Here is a 21557-nt window from a genome sequence, read left to right as displayed (position 1 = left end):
CTGTTCGCCCATTAAAGTGGTACGTGAGCTGGGTTCAGAACGTCGTGAGACAGTTCGGTCCATATCCATCGCGGGCGAAAGATACATGAGGGAGACTGCTCCTAGTACGAGAGGACCGGAGTGGACGGACCGCCGGTGTACCAGTTGTTTCGCCAGAAGCACAGCTGGGTAGCTGCGTCCGGAAGGGATAAACGCTGAAAGCATCTAAGCGTGAAGCCCGTCCCGAGATGAAGTATCTCATAGCGTAAGCTAGTAAGACACCTTGAAGAAGACAAGGTTGATAGGGTAGATGTGGAAGTCCTGCAAGGGATGAAGCTGACTACTACTAATATGTCGAGGGCTTAACTAGAAAAGCTAAAATGTCAGTGCAAAGAATTTCTTCTGTATAGTTTTGAGTGTGCATACACTCAGAAATAGAATATCCGGTGATGATGCCTGAATGGTTCCACCTGTTCCCATACCGAACACAGTAGTTAAGCATTCAGAGGCCGAAAGTACTTGTCTGGAGACGGACTGGGAGGATAGGAAGTTGCCGGTTAAGCAAGGGCTCCGCTGCGGCGGGGCTTTTTTCGTGTCAGGACTGCGCGTACGCACGTACGAAGGAATTCTTGTTATTTTTTATTTTTCTTAAAAAAGTTTTCGGATTTTCCTTGACAGAGTGCCTGAGTATCTGTATAATAATATCCTGTGAGTGATACACCAGAATACATACTTTAATTGCAGCAGTGAATTTGATGCTCACGTTTTGGTTCACTAGCTCAGTTGGCAGAGCACCTGACTTTTAATCAGGGTGTCCCGGGTTCGAATCCCGGGTGAGCCACCAATTATTGTTTTATGGCCCGGTAGTTTAGTTGGTTAGAATGCCGCCCTGTCACGGCGGAGGTCATGGGTTCAAGTCCCATTCGGGTCGCCAACTTGCCTCGGTAGCTCAGTCGGTAGAGCAGGGGACTGAAAATCCCCGTGTCAGTGGTTCGATTCCGCTCTGAGGCACCATTTGAGATTATGCCCGCTTCGCGGGCTTTTTTCGTATATGAATTTGTATATAGGAGAGCATTATTCTATTATGGAAGCTTTTTGGGCATCATTTCTTGTTGTTTTCCTGGCAGAGCTTGGCGACAAGACTCAGCTTATTGTCATGGCCTTTGCGGTCAAGTACAACTGGAAGTCCGTGTTCTTTGGCATGACATTGGGTATTTTTGTCGTGCATTCGCTGGCCGTGGCCGTGGGTTCGCTGGCAGGGGAGATTATTCCCGTGCATCTCATGACGGTCATTGCCTCGTGCCTCTTCATCGGTTTTGGCGTCTGGACGCTGCGCGGCGATGATGAGGAAGAAGAGGAAGAGCAGACGAAGCCCTCGCGCTTTGGCCCGCTCCTGACTGTGGCCATGACGTTTATCGTCGGTGAGATGGGCGACAAGACGCAGTTTGCTGCCATGACAATGGCGGCGCAGTACAATTCCTGGCTTCTCGTCCTGCTCGGCGCTGTCATCGGCATGGTGATCGCGGATAGTCTCGGCATTATTGCGGGGACTCTGCTGCATCGCAAATTGCCGGCACAGAAAATGCGCTATCTTTCGGCCGGGATCTTCCTGTTTTTCGGCTGTGCCGGCCTGCTCGAAGCCGCATTTTCTTGAGAGTCTTCCTCATACTTTTCCTTGAATTTTCCAGATTGTGTTGTATAATGAGGGTTAGTAAGAAGCATGGTCACAGGCCATGCTTTTGTAAACGATTTTTCGTATTCTAGCAGATTAGAAAGGAAGACTTGCAAGTATGGAACAGTTTTCGACGATGTTCTTGGAATTCATTGCTTCTTGGGGCTATTTCGCCATTGCGATCCTGATGGCAGCGGAAAATGCCTGCATTCCAATTCCAAGTGAACTCATCCTCGGCTTTGCAGGTTATCTGATTTTTTCCGACCAGCTGACTTTTACGGGGGCTCTGACAGCCGGTATGATCGGCGGTATGGCGGGCTCGATTTTTGCTTATCTCGTCGGTCACTACGGCGGCCGCACGTTCGTTGACCGCTATGGCCATTATTTCTTTATCAAGAAGTCACATGTCGATGTCGCGCAGAACTGGTTCGACAAATACGGCCTCAAGGCTGTATTCTTCAGCCGTATGCTGCCGGTCGTGCGCACGTTCATTTCGCTGCCGGCTGGTTTTGCCCATGTCGATATGAAGAAATTCCTGCTGCTGACGTTTGCCGGTGCACTGCCCTGGACGGCTCTGATTCTCTATGCCGGCATGATGCTCGGCGAAAGCTGGAAAATCCTCACGCAGATTGGTCATGAGGCCAGCATCGTCTTTGTCGCCGTCGCTGCTGTTGTCATCGGTGTGCTCTACATCCGCTACAGACGCAGAAAAAACGCGCAGGAAAGCATTGACGCGGACTGACAGCTGGTACGAGTCAAAATCATGATGTAAAAAAGCCATCTCCCATGAATGTTTGTGGGAGATGGCTTTTTCACGCGAATGCAGCGCGATATATTTTTAGCGCAGGAAGAAGAAAAGCGCCGGGAAGATGATGGGCAGGAAGGCCCCTGTCGTGATGACAAACGAAGAGACGGCAAGGTCCGTTGTGAGATGATAAAGTCTCGAGGTCAGTACGGCGTTGATGGCCGTCGGACAGAACGCGGAGATTAAAAGTGTTCCCTGTACGACTGGGTCGCTGACAAAGAAGTGAATGAGGATACCGAAAATCACCGGCGTGATCACGAAGCGCAGAAGCGTCAGTGAGCGAACCCTTTTGGCGTAGCGGCGGACCTGATGAAAATCGATGAGGAAGCCGACGGGCAGCATGGCAATCCACGCGGCGATGTGGACGAGTCCCTGAAAGACCGGTGCGAGCACAGCAGGACGCTCTATGCCAAAGGCATTCAGCAAAAGGCCTGCGGCCATGCCCACGAGGCTCAGCTGATTCCAGGAGAAGAACATATCGCAGAAACTGCGCAGCCGGTTCGTCTTGCGGATGGCATGGGTGTGTTTCATATAGCAGTACTGAGCCATCGGGAAAATGACGAGCACGAGCAGGATGTTCTGGCAGGTGCCGATGATCTGTGTGTAGGCGAAGCCCTGCTCATCGTAAAGGATGAAGGCACAGACGCCGCCGAGCGTGCCGATATTGGCGAGCATGGCACTCGCGATATAGGAGCCCCGGTCAAGCCAGCTCGGAAATTTGCGGATGAAGAGTGCCGTGCCAATCGCGCCAGGCAGAAGAATCAGCAGAAAGCCAAAAATCGGGACGATTACGAGACTCCAGGAAATCGGCAGGACCCAGAAACTCAGCACAGAGAGTACGGTGTAGATGCAGATGACATTGAAGCGGATGAGTTTGTTGATGGCTTCTCCCGAAACGAGGCTGCGCTGATGCAGGTAATAGCCGACGGCCAGCGGTGCGATGAGGTCGGTTAGCACGAAGAGCAGCCGCAGATTGGTGTTATCCATGAGATACCGGTCACTTCTTTCCAAAATTTATTGCATAAAACAGATAAAAGGGATATATTACTTATGCGTGCGGATGATTTCATCGTAACACTTTTACAGGTTGATGTAAATTGACAAGATTATCATAGTCACTTTCAAGATCGATAGCAGTAGTCTATAAATACCATAATAATAAAGGAAAGGAAGGGTATCCTTGCGCAATCTTCTGCTTGGCTCATTTTTTTTGTCACTGGCTGGCAGTATCTGGGGCGGTATGTTCATCGCGGTGCGTCTCTCGATTTTCACGATTCCACCCGTGCCGCTTGTCTGGATGCGCTATGGCACGGCTCTGCTGGCTTTGATTTTTCTGATGCTCGTGACGCATACGTCATGGCGTATTGAGCGGAAAGACTGGAAACTGCTGCTGGCTTCCGCCCTGACGGGACAGGTTGCTTCGATTGTCACGCAGGAAACGGGTACGATGCTGACCTCGGCGCAGACGGGCTCGGTCATCACGGCGGCGACACCTGCCTTTATGGTCGTTTTCGGCTGCGCTCTCCTGCAGGAAAAACTGACGGCCGGGCGCATCTTGTCCGTCGTGCTCGCGACAATTGGTGTGCTCTTTATCGTCTTTGACCCTGATAATTTTCAGGTCAACGCGCTTGGCGGACTTTCGCTGACCGTCGCAGCCCTTACGTGGGCCCTGATGTCGGTGCTCTTGAAATTCCTTTCCAAATACTCGGTCATCACCATCACGTTCTATTCCGTGCTCATCGCCTTCCTCGTCCTGACGCCATACGGAGCGTACTGGCTCGCGACGGCCGCCGACTACGAGGCCATGGCCGCACCGACAGTCTGGGGCTCCGTGCTCTACCTTGGCTTCATCTCGACGACGGCGGGCTTTTGCCTTTGGAATAAAGGCCTTCTTTATATGGATGCCTCACTTGCCGGCCTTTTCATGTTTTTCCAGCCGATTGTCGGGACGTTCCTCGGCTGGCTGCTGCTTTCTGAGCCCGTGACGATCTATTTCTGGCTCGGCTTTACGCTGATTGCCGCGGGCGTCGTGCTTGCGCTGCGCGGCGGCAACACGACGGCGGCAGAAAAACTCGCGCACAGCCATACGGCCTGAGCCTTTGGAGCATAAGATTTTTCTTGCATTCAAGTCTGGTTCGTGGTATACTGATTTAGTCGCTGAAAAAGCGAAGATTAACTCTGCTCCTCATCGTAGGGGAGCCAAAGACCAAAGAGGGAGGTGATTTCGTGAGAAAGTACGAAGTCATATTTATCGTGAAACCGATGGAAGAGGATGCAACGAACGCTGTCATCGAAAAGTTCAGCAACCTGATCCAGAACAACGGTGGTACTATCGATAAAGAAGATCGTTGGGGCAAGAAGCGTCTTGCTTATGAGATCAAGGACTGCACGGAAGGCTACTACTGCCTGTTCGACATCACGTGCGAGCCGGCTTGCGTTGCTGAGTGCGACCGTGTCATGAAGATTACGGACGAGCTCCTGAAGCACATGATCGTCAAATCCGACGAAGAGTAAGAAGCAAGTATTCTTTTAAGATGTACTACACCATATGGGTGTCAGGGAGGTATACCTCATGAATAAGGCAATATTGATTGGACGTCTGACTCGTGATCCTGAAGTCCGGTATACGCAGTCTGGTGTGGCTGTCTGCACATTCACGCTGGCTGTTGACCGTCGTTTCGCTCGCAAGGATGCCAATGATGGCCAGCCCACAGCGGATTTCATTCCTATTGTGGCATGGCGCAAACTTGCTGAGATCTGTGGTAACAATCTGATCAAGGGCCGCCGTATTTCGGTAGAAGGCCGCATCCAGGTAAGAAGCTACGAGGCACAGGACGGTTCGAGACGTTATGTGACGGAAATCGTAGCCGATGAGATTGAATTCCTCGATTCTAAGAATTCGGTCCCGCATGACGGCAGCTTTGCTGGTGCTGGTGTTCCGGCTCCGGCAGCTCCGCAGCAGAAACCAAATGATGCTGGCAATTTTGGTCCGTCTATCCCTGATGAAGAAATCCCATTTTAAGACTGGAGGGGAATTACTTTGATGAGACGTGACAGAGGCAGAAGACCTCGCAGAAAGGTCTGCTCGTTCTGCGTAGACAAGGTCGACCATATCGACTATAAAGACGTTGCAAAACTGCGCCGCTTCGTTACGGAGCGTGGCAAGATTTTACCGCGTCGTATCTCCGGCAACTGCGCTAAGCATCAGCGTCAGGTGACGGTTGCAATCAAACGCGCACGCAATATCGCACTGCTGCCGTTTACTGCAGAATAATGATATGAGGGCGCTGTACTTCGGTACAGCGCTTTTTGTGTTTTCATAAAAGATTTCGAGAAAGAGGTGTCATCATGCACAGGCGCATTGAAAGTGCCATGACGATGCTGACGGAGCCGCGTCATTTTAAACTGCGCTTATTTATTGAAGGAAACATCATCGGCGTGGCGACGGGCCTTGTTATTGCCCTGTTCCGCTATCTGCTGGAGCTCTCCGAAGAGGCACTGCCTGTCCTTTACCGCTGGCTGCCGGAGCATATCATCTGGATTCCCGTGTGGTTTGCCGTGCTCTCTGTCTGTGCCTATATCCTCTACCGCATTGTAAAGAAGGATGGCATGACGTCGGGCTCGGGCATTCCGCAGATTAAAGGCATTCTGCTCGGGGAGATGGATATGAGCTGGGCGCGCGTGCTCGTCCTGAAGTTCACGGGTGCCGTGCTCGGCATCGGCGCGGGCATGTCGCTGGGACGCGAGGGCCCGAGTGTCCAGCTCGGTGCCTGTCTCGGGCAGGGCCTCGGCCGCCTCACGCACCGCTCTTATGCGGAAAGCCACTATCTTTTGACGGCCGGTGCCGGTGCCGGTCTTGCCGCGGCCTTCAATGCTCCTCTGGCCGGCGTGATTTTCTGTCTGGAGGAGCTCACGAAAAATTTCTCGTCTTTTGTGCTCATGGGCGCCATCTCGGCGGCCGTGACGGCCACGACGGTTACGCAGTATTTTTTTGGCATGGAGCCGGTCTTCCATATGGGCGTGGTGCCGGTCTTTGACACGGGCCATATGTATCTGCAGCTCATCGCCCTCGGCGCTTTTGTCGGCCTTTTAGGTCTGGCCTTCAACCCGATGCTCACGCGTTCGCAGGATTTTTACAAGAAGCTGCCGGCTAAAGCCCGCCCCTTGCTGCCTCTTTTCTGTGCGGGACTCGTCGGCTTCATCCTGCCGCAGATTTTAGGCGGCGGCAGCCGGCTCGTCGATTCCTTAGTCGTGACGAACTATACGCTGCTTTTCCTGATCGTACTGCTTCTCGGCAAATTCTTCTTCACGATGATCTGCTTCGGCTCGGGCGTGCCCGGCGGCATCTTTTTGCCCATGCTCGTGCTCGGCTCGGTCGGCGGCGCGATTTTCGCGAAAATCGTGATTTTCCTCGGCATCATGCCGGAGCTTTTTGCCGTCAACTGCATTGTCTTTGGCATGGCCGCGTATTTTTCGGCTGTCGTCAAGTCGCCGATTACCGGCAGTGTCCTGATCATGGAGATGACGGGGTCGTTTGAGCACATGCTCGCTCTCATCATCGTTTCGATGACGGCGTATCTCGTCGCGGACCTCACGGGCGGGGAGCCTGTTTACGATATGCTTCTCTCGCGCAGTCTCGCCGTGCGCAAGAAGATTGCAAGCCGCATCCGCCACCGCCGCATCCTCATGGAACTTTCCGTCGGCGTGAATTCGGCGCTCGCGGATGCCACGATTGCGGAAATCAGCTGGCCGTCGGCAGCCGTCATCGTCAATGTGCGCCGCGGTGCGGAAGAACTCCCGCCCAAAGAGGACCTGCGCCTGCAGGCTGGGGACAATCTCTTTATCCTGACCGATACCGGCGATACTGCAGCCCTGCAGAATCTGGCGGCTGAGCATCCGGAATAATAGAGAAAAAAGAACGAAAGGTGCAAAATCCTGCACTTTTTCATGAGTTCTTTGTATGTTTGAGAGATTCTTTGCAAAAAGGCTTGATAATTCTTGTCATATCTAGTACAATAATCGTACAACAAGAACAAACAATAAATTTGAAAGTTAAGCTGGTGTTATAGGAGTGAGAGATATGTTTTTGGAAGAACGTCAGGATATCATCCTGAGCATGCTGGCACGTGACGGCAAGGTCCGTGTACGTGATCTCAGCGAGAAATTTAAAGTAACGGAAGACTGCATCCGCAAGGACCTCGGTGCCCTTGAAAAACGCGGCAAACTCAAACGCACGTATGGCGGCGCTGTCCGCATCCGCGAGAACAGCCATATGGTCGAAGTCAGCAAGCATCGCAATACCGATGTTGAGGCCAAGCAGCGCATTGCGCAGGCAGCTGTCAAGCTCATTCACGAGAAGGACATGGTCTTCCTCGATATCTCGACGAGCAACCTCGCCATTGCGGAACTTCTCGTCAAGATGGAGCTGGAAGTCACGGTTGTCACGAACATGATCGATATCCTCGTTGTGCTCGCCCGCAACCCGAAAATCCGCGTGATCTTTGCCGGCGGCAAGATCAACAAGAGCCGCGACGGCTTCTGGGGCGGCATGACGCTCGACTTCATTTCGCGTCTCAAACCGGATATCGCCTTTGTCGGTGCCGTTGGCGTCGATGTCAAGGAAAACAGCGTCTCGACTTACGATATTGATGACGGCATCAACAAGGCCGCGATCATCCGTCACAGCAAGAAGGCTTATGTCGTGGCCGAAGCGCGCAAGCTCAGCACGGATGGCAACTACAACTACACGACGCTCGATACGCTCTCGGGTCTCATCACGGATTCCGAGCCGGCGCCGGATATCCGCGCAGCAGCTGACTCGTACGGTGTGGAGATCATCCTGCCATGATGCTCTCCATGCCCGCAGGGCCAAAGCGGTTTTCCTGGAAAAATCTATATACGGGCATTCTGGAAGGACTGAAGGTATTTGCATTTTACCTCGCAGTCCTTTCCCTTTTCCGGATATTTTTTATCTTCTGGATGTCCTCGTATATGGGGGCAGGCGTCGGCAGCCATGATATTCTGAAGGCCATCTGGCGCGGCACGCGTCTTTCGATGCAGACGGCAGGAGCCTTGACGCTCGTGAGCTTTGTGCCGGGTTTTGTGCTCCATTATGTTTGGCCGCGCTGGGAGAGAAAATGTGTGCTCGCGCTGAATGGCGTCCTGCTGCTCGCACTTTCCATCTTCTATGTCGCGAGTTTTCCGTTTTACCGCCAGTTCCACGCGAACTTCAATCAGATGCTGTTCACAGGGGCCAATGACGACCTCTACGCACTCTTCGTCACGATGGTGCAGCAGTATGATCTGCCCGTGCGCCTCGCCGGGGCCATCGTGCTGGCCTTGGGGCTTTTGTGGCTGCTCCGGGCCTTCCTCAAATGGGATTTTCTTGAAAATCTCTTTGACTCCGTGCATATGCCGCGCCTTGTGCGCTGGCTCGGCCGTCTGGCCTTTCTGTATTTCACATACATCGTCGTGCTGCTCGGCATTTTTGGCGGCAGCCTCGGCTGGCAGACTGCGGTCAACTGGGAAAATGCCGGCGTGACGAAGGATGATTTCCTCAATGAAGCCATCCTTGACAACGTGCAGGCCATTTACCGCGCCTACAATCTCAATGAACGCATGCTGGCCTGCAATGGGCTCGATTTCACGACAGATGACATTCGGGTACTCGCGGCGAAGCTCGCGAACAAGCCTGCCGATACCGATGACCTTGATGTCTATCTGACAAAAGAGGCCCAGGGCGCGCAGGTCGAAAAGCCAAAACAGGTCATCGTGATTATCTCTGAGAGCTTCGCCAACTGGCCGCTGCTCGACAAATACAAAGATATCCCGATTTCTCATGGCATGCGCAGCCTCATTGCCGAGGATGATACGGATTACTGTCCGACGTTCCTGCCAAACGGCGCGAGCACGGTCTCGGCCGTCACGGGTGTCGTCACGGGCTTTGCCGATGCGAACCTCTACTTGACGACGATGCCGGAGTCCTTCAAGGAGCCGTATCCGACGGCCAGTGCCCCGCAGATGCAGAAACTCGGCTACGATACGAATTTCTGGTATGCGGGCCCGTCGACCTGGGAGCGCATCGGCGCGTTCACGCAGGCACAGGGCTTTGAGCACTTCTACAGCCGCGGCGATTTCGGCGATGTGCCCGGCAGCGTCTGGGGCTGCGAGGATGAAGTCCTTTACGAAAAGGTACTCGCGGGCCTCGATGCCGACACACCGAGTTTCGATGTCATATTGAATGCTTCGAACCATTCGCCGTATGACCTCGACCTCGATGCCAAGGGCTTTGACCGCGAATCTGTCCGCGAGGCCCTGCCTGAGGACCATCAGCAGGACGAAGAGCTCTTAAAGGAACTTGGCCATTACTGGTATGCTGACCGCGAGCTCGCGAAATTCGTCAAGGAAGTCAAGGAAAAATGCCCCGACAGCCTCATCGTGATTGTCGGCGACCATGCCGACCGCTACAACATCGACAAGACCCCGACGACGTATGAACGCTACGGCATTCCGTTCATCATCACGGGCAAAGGCATTCACAAGGGCACGCTGCTGAAGGATTCTGCCGGCAGCCAGATTGACATTATGCCGACGATTTACGAGCTTATTGCGCCGAAGGGCTTTTCGTATATGTCCGTGGGCTCGAGCCTGACGCGTACGAACCGTCAGGGTGTCAACTACGGCTTCTTCATCACGCGCCAGGCCATCGGCAAGGCCGACACCGTGCCCCTCGTGCCGGAGAGCCTTGACGGCGGCGCGGCACCGGAAATTGACCAGCAGGCCATGGAAGATTATATCAACGGCGTGCGCAGCGTCTCGTGGTGGCGGCCAAAATACGGGCCCATGCTTGATGAGACGAAGTTGGAGAACCGCTGATATATTATAGTAGGAAACAGAAACAAAGGTGGATGAAGCAGAAACTATGAATTCGACTTCCGTAAAGGATTTACAGGAATTACAGGCCCTGCAGGACTGCCGGCTCTGTCCGCGCCACTGCGGCGTGGACCGCACGCAGAAAACGGGCTTCTGCGGGGCAGGGGCGAAGGCCCGTATCGCGCTCGTCTCACTGCACAAGTGGGAGGAGCCGTGCCTGACGGGCTCTGACGGCCGCGGTGCCGGTACGGTCTTTTTCTCGTACTGCAATCTGCGCTGCTGTTTCTGCCAGAATCACGAGATTTCGCATGAAGGTTTTGGCTATGAAGTCACGGACGAGCGCCTCGCGGAGATTTTTCTCGAACAGCAGGCAAGAGGGGCCGCGACGCTTGACCTCGTGACGCCGACGCATTACGTGCCGGAAATCCTGCACGCCTTGAAGCTCGCGAAGGCCAAGGGCTTTCATCTGCCCGTGGTCTATAACTCCGGAGCTTATGAGACGGAAGAGACCATCGAGGCACTGCGCGGCTCGGTCGCTATTTTCCTGCCCGACCTCAAATATGCCGATGAAGAAAGCGCGCGCGAGTATTCTCTTGCGCCCGATTACTTCGCCGTGGCCACGAAGGCCATCAAGAGAATGTACGATATTGCCGGCCCTCTGCAGTTTGCGGAGGACGGTCAGCTGCAAAAGGGCGTCATCATCCGCCATCTTGTCCTGCCGAATCACCGCTATGAGAGCATGAAAGTGCTCGACTGGATTCATGAAACATTTGGCGATCAGGTGCAGATTTCCCTGATGAACCAGTACACGCCGATGTACAAGGCCAAAGAGCATAAAGGCATGAACCGCCGGCTGACGACGTTTGAGTATCAGTCCGTTGTCGACCATGCCATTGACCTTGGCATCACGCGCTGCTACGTTCAGCAGGGCCGCACGGCGGATACGAAATTTGTGCCGCATTTCGATGGCACGGGGGTGGAACGCCCAAAGAATGCTTAAAAAAATCGCTGTCACAAAATGTGGCAGCGATTTTTTTGTTCTTGGTGTATTTTGCATGAATCCCGGGTAAATGATGCATAAAATTGACAACACAGCGAAAATTAGCGATAATAATTACCGAAACAGACTGTAATTTAAATTGTGCCGCGAAAATTCGTGCACGATATTATCCGATTGATGACATTGATGACAGAGAAGGTGAATTGCTTTGCACGGCTCGACGTCTTATATTCTAGCTACGATATTCTTATTCTGTATTTCGCTGCTGCCGTCGGCCTATCTGCGTTATTATCCGTTTCGTCCGATTGTGACGAAAAAGCAGCGCCGCATCCTGCTTGCAGGGCATCTTGCCATCTTCCTTTTGGAGTTCGGTATACTGGGCACGCTGTTTGCCACAGAAACGCTCCTTTTTAAGAAAGGGACGTTTCAGGGACTCTATCAATTTCTTTATCTTCCTTATGTCCTATTGCTGATGTTCACGATACGGCCATACTGGTTCCGCCATATCTTTGTACTCGGGCTGCAGTCCATCTACATGCTCTTCATCCACACCCTGACCATAGAGATTTTCAAGCTTTCCTGGCCGGAGAATTGGTATTACGACCGCTGGCTGCCGTATTTTGCCCTTTACCTGCTGCTGTTTCTCATCGGCATGCCGTTCATCCTGCGTGTTTTTGGCAGGATCTTTACGCGTGAGCAGCTGCGTCAGCCGAAAATGGCCTTCTGGAATTATCTTGGCCCCGTGCCGCTGCTGCTCACGTATTATCATGGCAGTATGGGCTACTTCAATCTGGACCCGCAGCTGCTCTATCTGCCGGCTATTCATATTTACACGCTGCTGAGCCGCAGCATGCTCGTGATTGTCGGCATCTTCCTGATTATCGTCATTCAGAGCGGTTTTCGTCAGATTAAGCTGATGATGTGGACGAAAGAGCGGACGGTGAAGATGCAGGACGAGCTGGAGAATATCAATAATTATGCCACGGCCCTGCGTGATGAGCAGCAGAAACTTTCCATTCTCCGCCATGACAGCCGCCATCAGTTGCGCCTTCTCGCTGAGCTCGTCGAGAGCGGCCATTATGAGGATGCGGAGAAACATCTTTTGATGATGCGAAAAGAGGTAGAAAAGCGTGAATGCCATAAATGATATCTGGGCCCTTATCGGAACAAATATTCTCTTTATTGCCGTGCTGCAGCCTCTGGCCCTGCTGCATTTTCTGCCTTTTCGCAGATTCCTGAGCACAAAACAGCAGAAAAAGATCACCGTCATCTGGGGGATTCTTCTGATTCTGGAAGTCGGCACTTTTACGCTCGTGCTGATGAACAAGCCGTTTTCTTCGCTGGCTGCCGCGTATTTTTCGCTGGGATATCTCTCCTGGGTTCCGCAGCTCTTACTCTGCCTGTATTACACGAAGAAATTCTGGAGTGCCCATATCTTCATTCTGGCCTTCCGCGCCATGATTGCGGGCATTGTCTACACGTTTTCACGAGCCTTTCTCCTGACCGTTTTCCCGGGCCAGCCGATTTCGGACTATTTTTTCTGGCATATCGTGTGTTATGGGATAGGAATCTTGATCTTTTTCCCGTTTTTGCTCTATTTCTTCAATCACTTCTTCGAGCATTTCGAAGAAGCCTCAACACGCCGGTATTGGCGTTATGTCACAATCATTCCCGTCCTGATTGCCGGCGAAAGCCTGTATTTGACGATTTTTGATTCGCAGGAAATGATCTTTAGTCTGCTGCTGCCGCGTTTTATCCTGCTTATCGTCGTCATCCTGCTGCTCGTGAGCGTCTACAGCAGTCAGACGGAGGTCTACAAGGAACTGCAGCTCTACGAAAAAGAACACGAGCTGCAGCAGCAGCTCGTGTCAGCGGCACATTATGTGAAGATGTCAAAAGAAGCCAAAGAGAGAATGGACGTGATTTATCGGGAGAAAAGGCAGCATATCGATACGCTGCTGCAGTTTGTCCGCAGTAAGGACCAGGATGGCTTTGCAGACTACATCGAGCAGCTCGGCGCAAAATTCAATCAGACAAAGCTGCCGCAGTACTGTCAGAACACCCTGATTAACGCAGCCCTGACGGTCTATCTCTCGCGTGCCCGCGAGCTCGGCATTCCCGTGACGGCCTCTGTGGACCTGCCGCAGGACCTGCCCGCGAGCGGCGATCTCTCCATTGTGCTGTCAAATCTCGTGGAAAACGCCCTGATTGCAAGCCAGAAACAGAAACCAACGGAGCGCAGCATCACAGTACTGGCTCTGCGTCAGGGGCCGTCTCTGAACATCCTCGTAAAAAATCGCTTTGATGCGCCCGTGCCCCTGAATGAAGAGGGCCTGCCCGTCACGCACGTCAAGGGGCATGGCATCGGCATGCAGTCGCTTGCGCGTTTCCGCGATAAATACGATGCAAGCGTTCTCTGCCGGCAGCAGGGCGGCTTTTTCATGACGTACATGCAGGTGCCGCTCAGCAGCCTGGAAGTTCAGGAAGAAGGCTGAATGGGGTCAGCTGTCCATCGTCGGGGCAAACATAAATTGGAAGTAAAGCTCCTGAAAGTCGCGGTACTTGCGCTTGCCAAGCGGGATTTGGTGGCCGGCAAGCTCCACATAGTCGGCCTTGATGAGGTGGATGGCACCGAGATTGACGAGATACCCTTTGTTCGGTGAGGCGAACTGACCGGGGGCAATCTTGTCGAGGTATTCCTTCATCTCCTGACTCGACTTGCGCGTCTCGAGCGTCGAGCCGTCGGCGAGATACGTCTTGAGGATATGGCCGTGGCTCTCAAAGTAGAGGATATTGGCGATTTCCTCGACGCGCACGCCGCCGCCGACCAGTCGGAAAATGACCTTGGCACTGTTGCGCTGCCGGATAAAGGAAAGGGCCCGGTCCATGGCCTTGTTGAACTGATTCTGTGCAAAGGGCTTCAGAATGTAATCCGTCGCTTTCACGGCAAAGGCATCCACGGCAAATTCATCACTCGTCGTCAGGAAGATGATTTCGGCGCGGCTGTGATGGCTGCGCAGCTCGCGCGCAACCTCCGTGCCGAGCAGGCCCGGCATGCAGACATCGAGCAGTACAATATCAAAGAGAGCCCCCTGGTCGATGGCATCGACAAAAGCAGAGGCATTGTCAAAGGCCTGATAAGAGACCGTCTCGTTTTTTGTAGCAAAATATTTTTCGGACGCCGCGCGGATCTTCTTGATTTGATCCTGCTGGTCGTCGCAGATCGCAACATGCAGCATGGCATTCACACCTTTCAACTTGTTTCGTTGTTTTGATTTAATTCCATTATACCGTCTTTTCCGAGGCAGAAGAGCAAACTGTCCTGAAAGGGCGGTTTTTTGGCATGAATGCTTTAGAACGAATTGTTTTAATTTAAACTTAATATGATAATCCCGTATTTTGCTGATAAAGAATAAAATCATCCTAAAGGGGCGGTTTTTTGTCATAAGCAAGTTAAAACATTATGTTTTAATGATATTTTAAGACAAAAAACCGCCATTTCGTGTTACTCGGCCCCCAAGGGGCCTTTTCTTATGCTATTTTTAAAGTGTCCTAAGCGGGAAGCAGGAAATACAACGCTTCCCATTAATGCACGATTATGAATCACGTGTGTTTTCTAAATAGCGAGACAAGAGTAATTCGAAAGGGGATGCAATTTATGAACAGAATCTTTAAAGTCATCTGGAGCAAGACCAAGCACTGCTACGTCGTCGTCTCTGAGTATGCCAAGGCCAACACCAAGGCTGCTCACACCGGCGTGCGCGTAACCGCCGCCGCCCTCGCGGCCGCCGCCGTGCTGCTCGCGCCTGTGGACTACAGCACCGTTTGGGCACAAACAGCAACCATAGAAGTAGCTTCGACAGACGGTAATACAAAAACAGATGTTTATACAAAAGACGGTGCAGATAGTAAATTTGCTACTTGGGATGAAGTCAAGAATAAAGCCGACAAGACTGACGTTCAACAGGAAACCGCCGCTCGTGAAGCAGCAGATAACGAAATCAAGGAAGATGTTGCAAAAAAGGCCAATGCTTCTGATGTTTATACCAAATCTGAAACGGACAGCAAAGTAAAAGAAGCAGAGACCTATACGTATCGTAAAGTGGCAGCAGAAGAAAAAGCTCGTGCAGAGAAAGACAATGAGCTGAATGAACGCATCACAAACGAAGCGAATGATATTCATAAAACGACAAATGAACTGAATGACCGTATCACGAATGTCAAGGAAAGCCTGCAGAAAGAAGCTGCTGATACGTATGTCAGCAAAGATGATGCTGCCGTACAGGATGGTGCGCAGGTAAAAGCCTCTAACAAGGTAGGTCAGAATCTCCAGAATCTGGATACAGCACTGGCAAAAGAAACGGCAGCTCGTGTGACCTCTGAAAAGACACAGAACGAAGCCATTGCCACGGTCAACACCAACCTCGTGACTGCGGTTGCTGCCATCAATCAGAATGTGTCGGATGGTTTTACTGCTCTGAATCAGGCCGATGCCAATGAAGCAGCGGCCCGTGAACAGGCTGATACAGAATTGAGTAATCGCGTAACGACAGTGGAAAGCAAGACTACTGATCTCAGCTACGACAAAAAAACGAAAACCACTACGGTTAACGACAAACTTGCTGCTGATTCCGCGCAAATCACGAAATCCATTGCAGTAGGCAATAATGCCAATATTGGCGGAGCCGTCAATGCCGGCAATCTTAACAGTCGTGGCAACCTGAACGTCGATGGCAATGCCCTGGTCAAAGGCACCTTGACTTCCCAGTCCACTATCAATGGTAAGGAAATTGTTTCTCAGACCAATATTACGGCCAAGAATAAAGTCGTCGGCATGCAGGGCGTCGTCGATAATACCCTGACCAGCGGCACCTATGTAACGGCCGGTAATACGGCAGGCCAGAACATCAATGCTCTCGATGAACAGGTGAAAACCAATGCTGAAACCGCAAATCAGCTGCAGCATAGCCTTGCCGCTGAAGCAACCGCTCGTGAAGATGGCGATAATGCCATCAGGCAGGCCATGACGGATCAGAAGACCAGCACGGCCCTGCATGTTTCCAAAGATGGGAACCTGATTGTAGGGACCAATGAAAACCAGACCGTCAAAGATGTGAAAATTCGTGGCCAATTGACTTCCGGTTCAATCTCTACGGGGAATATCACTTCTACCGGTGATGTGTCGGTAGCAGGGAAAGTAGAAGCAGAAGCTGTTTATGATGATACTACGAAGACCGAAAACTACGTAGTTCAGACTAACAGCGTTGGGTCTAACCTTTCCGCTCTCGATACGCAGGTCAAAGCCAATGCAGATGCAGTAGCAGCAAAAGCCAATGCTTCTGATGTTTATACCAAGACTGAAACGGACAATAAAGTAAATGAAGCGAAAACTTATACCTACCGTAAAGTAGCATCCGAAGAAACGGCACGGAAAGCTGCCGATAATGAGCTGAATGAGCGCATCACGAATGAGGCCAATGCTATCCATGAAACTACAAACAAATTGCAGGAAGGTCTGAATACGGAAGTTAAGGCTCGTGAAGATGGGGATAAGGCTTTGAGTGAACAAATCACGAATGAAGCTAATGCTATCCATGAAACCACGAACAAACTGCAGGGTGACCTTACTACGGAAGCTCAGACTCGTGAAGCGAAAGACAATGAACTGAACGAACGGATCACGAACGAAGCCAATGCTATCCATGATGAAATCAAAGCCAGCGATACGGCTCTGGACAACCGTATCACGGAAGTGAAGAACTATTTGCAGCAGGATGCCGCAGCTACCTACGTCAGCAAAGATGATGCTTCAGTACAGGACGGCGCTGTTGTAAAAGCCAACAATAAAGTAGGTCAGAATGTACAGGCGCTCGATACGGCTCTTGCCAAGGAAACGGCAGCCCGCATCGGTGCGGATAAGGCTCAGGATAAAGTTATTGCACAGGTCAATCAGAATATGGCAGATGGCTTCAATACCATCAATACCAATATGGCCAATGGTTTTAATGCTTTGAATGCTGCTGACGCTGCGGAAAAGAAAGCCCGCGTGGAGGCGGACACGAAGCTGACGGAAGCTGTCAATAATGGTCTGAGCCTGAATGACGAAAACGTTCTGCAGAAGAACACGACGACCATCGATGAGAATGGTACGATCACGACGTCCAAGACCGATGCCAGTGAAATGATTCTGAACAAGGGCAAGGACAACCAGGTTACCCTGAACGAAAAGGGCATCAAGGTCGGTACCAACAGCAGTGTAATGGATGCCAACGGCGTTTACACCGGCGGGGATGACTTTGATGCAGCCAAGGCAGCTATGAGCTCTGACGGTCGAATTAAAGGGGCCAACGGCAAATTCACGGTAGACGCCAGTGGCAATACCACCGTAACCAGCCTGGATGCCGGGACCGGCACCATCCAGACGAAGGGCGATCTTTACGCCAAAGACGCAACCTTTAGTGGGGATATCACGGCGAAAGATGCAACGCTCTCCGGTGACCTCAGTGCCAAGGACGGCACTTTCTCCGGCGACCTCAGTGCCAAAGATGGTACTTTCTCCGGCGATGTGTCGGCAAAAGACGTAACTGCCACGGGAACCCTGAAAGGGGCCGAAGTAACTGATGGCACAGCGACCATGAAAAATGGCAGCTTGATGGGTGCTAAAGATATTACTGCCAGCGGTAAGATTACCTCCGGCAGTGTTGAAACGGGTACTTTAAAAACCACGGGTGACGCTGAAGTGGGCGGTGACCTCACGGTTAAAGGAAAACTCAACGTCGATGAAATCGACATGACGAAGAACGGTATCGTAGGTGATAACAACGTTACGGCCAGCACGAAAGTGACAGCCGGTGAAATCACGGGCTACAAGAAAGCTACCAGCACCAAAGATGGCAGCGAGAAAGAAAGTGCCTTCGACTATGACGAAAACGGTACTTCCACTTGGGCAACGACTACGGATGCAGATAAGAACTGGAAGAAGAGCACAATGTTTGTGGAAGGCAGCGGCGTAACTTCCAAGGCCATTGATTCCGAGAAAAATAGCAATCTCTCCACGCAGACCGCAACGCAGTCTCAGAGCACGCTGACGGATGCCGATAAAAATACCAATACGGCCACGCAGTCGGCTACGGAATCCAGCAGCATTTTGGCAAACAAAGAGGGTCTGAGCTCCACGTTCAAGCAGAATGTCAGCGAAATCCTCAATCAGATCAATAAGTCGGATACGGAATATGCCAAGGTCGATCAGAAAGTCGATAATATCACGAGTGAAGTCAAGAATGGCGACAACTCCACTTCGACGACGCAGACTGCTACGGATATTGTCAATACGGCTGAGCATGGTACGATTTCCAACAATGCCAAGAACCTGACGAACACGGCTTCTGAGAATATCACGAATACGTCGACGAATGGTAATATCAGCAACATTGCAGCAAATGGTACTATCACTAATGAAGCTAAGAATATTTCCAATAAGGCTGCAGAAGCTCTGACTAATGACGCGAAGACTATCACGAATACGGCCAGTGAGTCTGTCACGATGCAGATTGGCGATGGCTCGGTTGTGAAGTCGGTCATGAATGAAAATGGCATTGCCAACACGGCTGCGGACAAGGCCATCACAAATGACGCCGCGGACATTACCAATACGGGTACGAACAGCGTCACGAACCAGGTTGGCACGAACAAAGTTCTCGTCAATAACGATAAAGTCGAAACGGCTTATGGTGATGACACGTACACGACTTGGGATGCAAGCGGTATCGTGAACAGCACGACGGGCAATATGAGTACGACGGTTGGCGGCAGCCAGACGACGAATGTCACCGGCGACAGCAGCCTGACCGCTGAAAACATCAATAATACGGCGAAGAACAAGATTACGAATAAGGCCCTCGATGTTGAGACGGAGGCAGCGAGCTCCATCGTCAACAAAGTTTCCAATGATTATGGAACGAACACCTCAACTCAGACTTCCAGCCAGACTCAGGAAGAAATGAGTCAGGAAGATGGTAAGACCGCTTCGTATCTGCGCGGTGCAGGTGAGGAGAAATCGCAGCTCACAAATGGTGATACGAAGACCACGATTGACACAATCGCGGGTCAGACGAACACCAATATCACGGATGGTACGAATACGTCCAACAATCTGCAGAAAGCAGCTCAGATTGCTTCGTCGGTAACGGATGGCACAAATACGACTGTTGTCAATCAGGACGCGAAGAGCCTTGCTTCTTCCATCACGGATGGCACGAAGGCCAACAATACGAACAATACGGTCGACCAGAGTGTACAGGTCATCAAAGCCAGCGACACGAAGTTCAGCGCCTCGACTAAGACGGCCGGAGCCTTTAACGATACCTTGGTCAGTGGTGACAGCATCGTCAATATCCTTAAAGATGCTGACAATGGTTTTGTTCAGTCGAATGTTTCTAAAGGTGATAACAGCACCAGCGTGAAGCAGACTTCTACGGATATCACCAATACGGCTAAGAATGGTACGATTGCCAATGATGCCAAGAATATTGTCAACAAAGCTGCGGAAAATATGACCAACACAGTCGGTAAGGACCTGACTACGACTGTCGGCGGTGAAATGAAGACCACCGTTACAGGTAAAGTTACGGAAGATTACAAGTCCGATCTGAGCACGAAAGTTGGCGGCAGCGAAAACCACGCAGTCACGGGCAATCAAGTCAACACTATCGGTGGCGACCAGAGCACGTCGGTTACTGGCGACAGCAGCCTGAGTGCTAAGAATATCAGCAATACGGCAACGGAGAAACTCTCCAACAGCGCGGCTGAAATCGAAAATACAGCTACGACTAGCATCAAAGATATCGTAGGCAAGACCACGATTACTACCAATGACAGCGGCACGACCTTCGAGAACACGGATCACAACACAGCTGTTAAAGAAGGTTCGGCTTCGAATACGGTAATTTCCGGCAATACGCTGACGACCGGTCAGGCCACGATGGATTATGCAGATGTTCTCAAGGACCTCGGTGTCCACGGCAATGCTGCGGTCGATGGCAACACGACGCTTGGTAAGGAAGGCGCAGACACGACTTTGACAGTCAACAGCAAATCGACGTTCAAAGACACGGTCAAGATGGAGAAGACGCTGGAGGTTGACGGCACTTCGACCTTTAACGACAAGGTGACGGTCACGAAGGGCGGTCTTGATGTCACGGGCGGCACGAAGACGGATACGCTCTATGTTACGAGCACGTCTACGTTCGACGGTCCTGCAACCTTCAAGGATATTGTCACGATGGAGAAAGACCTCACGGTTGGCGGCAATGCTGCGGTGACTGGCTCTGTCACGGCAAGTTCCTACAAAGTCGGTGACACGACTTACATCGATGCGAATGGCATTAACGCCAATAACCAGAAAGTCACGAATGTCGCCGCCGGCGATCTTTCCGCGGCGAGCACGGATGCTGTCAATGGCAGCCAGCTCTATAGCACGAACCAGAGGGTTTCGACTGTGGAGAACCGTGTGGATGGCGTCGAGAACCGCGTCACGAATGTTGAAAACCGCGTCGATAAGATGGACAGCCGTATCGACAAAGTCGGTGCGAATGCAGCCGCTATGGCCAACCTGCATCCGCTGGAGTTCGATGAGGATTCGAAGTGGAATGTAGCGGCCGCAGTCGGCAACTATAAAGGGGAGACAGCAGCAGCAGTCGGCGCGTTCTATCGCCCGAATGAGGATGTCATGTTCAACCTCTCGACGACCTTCGGCAACGATGAAAATATGGTCGGCGGCGGTGTATCTCTCCGCCTCGGCAAGGGCGGCAACCATGAGAAGGATAAGAAACTCAAGGCAGCTCTTGCGGAGAACAATGACCTTCGTTCCAAGGTGGATAACCTCACGGCTCGCATGGATGCCCTGCTCTCGGTCCTCAATCCGAGCATGTCCAAGGATTTCCCGGATGTTCCGGCCAACCACTGGGCATATGAAGCAGTGTCGCGCCTCGCTGGCAATGACATCGTTCAGGGCTATGCCGATGGCAAATTCCATGGTGAGCGCACGATGACCCGCTACGAGATGGCGGAGATCATCTACAACGCCCTGTCGAAAGGCGCTAAGGCCGAGAAGAAACTGGTCGAGGAATTCAAACCGGAACTTCAGGCCATGGCAGCCCAGAAACAGGCAAAATAAGCCCCTCTTCGTTCCCTAACGTGACGATAGAGAATTACTCAAAAAGACAGGCCCC

At 51.9% G+C, this 21557-nt stretch carries 15 protein-coding genes, 3 tRNA genes and 2 rRNA genes; 18 read left to right on the top strand and 2 right to left on the bottom strand.

From position 1 onward, the window contains the following. The 7 genes from ACE419_RS03230 to ACE419_RS03200 form a co-directional block, all read left to right on the top strand. Positions 1 to 349 (top strand): 23S ribosomal RNA (locus ACE419_RS03230); the annotation flags it as partial. Positions 350 to 421: 72 nt separating this feature from the next. Continuing rightward, positions 422 to 538: ribosomal RNA gene (rrf, locus tag ACE419_RS03225) — 5S ribosomal RNA — on the top strand. Positions 539 to 747: 209 nt separating this feature from the next. Next, positions 748 to 823 (top strand) — tRNA-Lys (locus tag ACE419_RS03220). A 13-nt stretch (positions 824 to 836) separates the two neighbouring features. Then, positions 837 to 913: transfer RNA gene (locus ACE419_RS03215), tRNA-Asp, on the top strand. Between the two features lie 4 nt (positions 914 to 917). Beyond that, a tRNA-Phe gene (locus ACE419_RS03210) sits at positions 918 to 993 on the top strand. A 70-nt stretch (positions 994 to 1063) separates the two neighbouring features. Then, positions 1064 to 1633, top strand: a complete 570-nt coding sequence (locus ACE419_RS03205) for a TMEM165/GDT1 family protein (RefSeq protein ID WP_432648050.1) — start codon at positions 1064 to 1066, stop codon at positions 1631 to 1633. Between the two features lie 136 nt (positions 1634 to 1769). Further along, a complete protein-coding gene (locus tag ACE419_RS03200; RefSeq protein ID WP_432648051.1) occupies positions 1770 to 2393 on the top strand; it encodes a DedA family protein in 624 nt (207 codons plus the stop codon). Positions 2394 to 2489: 96 nt separating this feature from the next. Here the strand turns inward: ACE419_RS03200 and ACE419_RS03195 are convergent, their stop codons facing one another. After that, positions 2490 to 3443 (bottom strand): AEC family transporter, encoded by a 954-nt coding sequence (locus tag ACE419_RS03195; protein WP_432648052.1) that lies wholly within the window; start codon positions 3441 to 3443, stop codon positions 2490 to 2492. 193 nt (positions 3444 to 3636) lie between these two features. Here ACE419_RS03195 and ACE419_RS03190 point away from each other — a divergent pair, with 193 nt between their 5' ends. The 10 genes from ACE419_RS03190 to ACE419_RS03145 all read left to right on the top strand — a co-directional run bounded on the left by ACE419_RS03190 (position 3637) and on the right by ACE419_RS03145 (position 13823). Next, positions 3637 to 4551 carry a DMT family transporter gene (locus ACE419_RS03190; protein ID WP_435720957.1) on the top strand — a complete coding sequence of 305 codons (915 nt, stop codon included), beginning with the start codon at positions 3637 to 3639 and terminating at the stop codon, positions 4549 to 4551. Positions 4552 to 4682: 131 nt separating this feature from the next. Further along, complete coding sequence (gene rpsF, locus ACE419_RS03185) at positions 4683 to 4970, top strand: 30S ribosomal protein S6 (protein WP_432648055.1); 288 nt, start codon at positions 4683 to 4685, stop codon at positions 4968 to 4970. 58 nt (positions 4971 to 5028) lie between these two features. Next, positions 5029 to 5478 carry a single-stranded DNA-binding protein gene (locus tag ACE419_RS03180; protein ID WP_432648056.1) on the top strand — a complete coding sequence of 150 codons (450 nt, stop codon included), beginning with the start codon at positions 5029 to 5031 and terminating at the stop codon, positions 5476 to 5478. A 21-nt stretch (positions 5479 to 5499) separates the two neighbouring features. Then, complete coding sequence (rpsR, locus tag ACE419_RS03175; RefSeq protein ID WP_199497607.1) at positions 5500 to 5730, top strand: 30S ribosomal protein S18; 231 nt, start codon at positions 5500 to 5502, stop codon at positions 5728 to 5730. Positions 5731 to 5804: 74 nt separating this feature from the next. Next, positions 5805 to 7361: a ClC family H(+)/Cl(-) exchange transporter gene (locus ACE419_RS03170; RefSeq protein WP_432647612.1), complete on the top strand. Its 1557-nt coding sequence runs from the start codon at positions 5805 to 5807 to the stop codon at positions 7359 to 7361. Positions 7362 to 7536: 175 nt separating this feature from the next. After that, positions 7537 to 8304 (top strand): DeoR/GlpR family DNA-binding transcription regulator, encoded by a 768-nt coding sequence (locus tag ACE419_RS03165; RefSeq protein WP_295630758.1) that lies wholly within the window; start codon positions 7537 to 7539, stop codon positions 8302 to 8304. Continuing rightward, complete coding sequence (locus ACE419_RS03160; protein ID WP_435720956.1) at positions 8301 to 10331, top strand: LTA synthase family protein; 2031 nt, start codon at positions 8301 to 8303, stop codon at positions 10329 to 10331. Before ACE419_RS03165 ends, ACE419_RS03160 begins: the two co-directional genes overlap by 4 nt. A 46-nt stretch (positions 10332 to 10377) precedes the next feature. Then, positions 10378 to 11328 (top strand): radical SAM protein, encoded by a 951-nt coding sequence (locus tag ACE419_RS03155; RefSeq protein WP_435720955.1) that lies wholly within the window; start codon positions 10378 to 10380, stop codon positions 11326 to 11328. Positions 11329 to 11536: 208 nt separating this feature from the next. Beyond that, positions 11537 to 12475, top strand: a complete 939-nt coding sequence (locus ACE419_RS03150; RefSeq protein WP_435720954.1) for a hypothetical protein — start codon at positions 11537 to 11539, stop codon at positions 12473 to 12475. Continuing rightward, positions 12459 to 13823 carry a GHKL domain-containing protein gene (locus ACE419_RS03145; protein ID WP_435720953.1) on the top strand — a complete coding sequence of 455 codons (1365 nt, stop codon included), beginning with the start codon at positions 12459 to 12461 and terminating at the stop codon, positions 13821 to 13823. Before ACE419_RS03150 ends, ACE419_RS03145 begins: the two co-directional genes overlap by 17 nt. A gap of 6 nt (positions 13824 to 13829) precedes the next feature. On the opposite strand, the gene ACE419_RS03140 is transcribed toward ACE419_RS03145, so the two are convergent. Then, positions 13830 to 14567 carry a LytR/AlgR family response regulator transcription factor gene (locus tag ACE419_RS03140; RefSeq protein ID WP_432647607.1) on the bottom strand — a complete coding sequence of 246 codons (738 nt, stop codon included), beginning with the start codon at positions 14565 to 14567 and terminating at the stop codon, positions 13830 to 13832. A 419-nt stretch (positions 14568 to 14986) separates the two neighbouring features. On the opposite strand from ACE419_RS03140, the gene ACE419_RS03135 reads away from it, so the two are divergent. After that, positions 14987 to 21502 carry an ESPR-type extended signal peptide-containing protein gene (locus tag ACE419_RS03135; protein ID WP_435720952.1) on the top strand — a complete coding sequence of 2172 codons (6516 nt, stop codon included), beginning with the start codon at positions 14987 to 14989 and terminating at the stop codon, positions 21500 to 21502. Positions 21503 to 21557 lie beyond the last annotated feature (55 nt).

This window comes from Mitsuokella apri (genome assembly GCF_047974105.1).
GTDB lineage: Bacteria > Bacillota > Negativicutes > Selenomonadales > Selenomonadaceae > Mitsuokella.
This window is presented reverse-complemented; position numbering and strand designations above follow the sequence as displayed.

Coding starts and splice junctions, on each gene's coding strand:
- ACE419_RS03205 (WP_432648050.1), top strand. CDS start 1,064: ATGGAAGCTTTTTGGGCATCATTTCTTGTTGTTTTCCTGGCAGAGCTT.
- ACE419_RS03200 (WP_432648051.1), top strand. CDS start 1,770: ATGGAACAGTTTTCGACGATGTTCTTGGAATTCATTGCTTCTTGGGGC.
- ACE419_RS03195 (WP_432648052.1), bottom strand. CDS start 3,443: ATGGATAACACCAATCTGCGGCTGCTCTTCGTGCTAACCGACCTCATC.
- ACE419_RS03180 (WP_432648056.1), top strand. CDS start 5,029: ATGAATAAGGCAATATTGATTGGACGTCTGACTCGTGATCCTGAAGTC.
- rpsR (WP_199497607.1), top strand. CDS start 5,500: ATGAGACGTGACAGAGGCAGAAGACCTCGCAGAAAGGTCTGCTCGTTC.
- ACE419_RS03170 (WP_432647612.1), top strand. CDS start 5,805: ATGCACAGGCGCATTGAAAGTGCCATGACGATGCTGACGGAGCCGCGT.
- ACE419_RS03165 (WP_295630758.1), top strand. CDS start 7,537: ATGTTTTTGGAAGAACGTCAGGATATCATCCTGAGCATGCTGGCACGT.
- ACE419_RS03160 (WP_435720956.1), top strand. CDS start 8,301: ATGATGCTCTCCATGCCCGCAGGGCCAAAGCGGTTTTCCTGGAAAAAT.
- ACE419_RS03155 (WP_435720955.1), top strand. CDS start 10,378: ATGAATTCGACTTCCGTAAAGGATTTACAGGAATTACAGGCCCTGCAG.
- ACE419_RS03140 (WP_432647607.1), bottom strand. CDS start 14,567: ATGCTGCATGTTGCGATCTGCGACGACCAGCAGGATCAAATCAAGAAG.
- ACE419_RS03135 (WP_435720952.1), top strand. CDS start 14,987: ATGAACAGAATCTTTAAAGTCATCTGGAGCAAGACCAAGCACTGCTAC.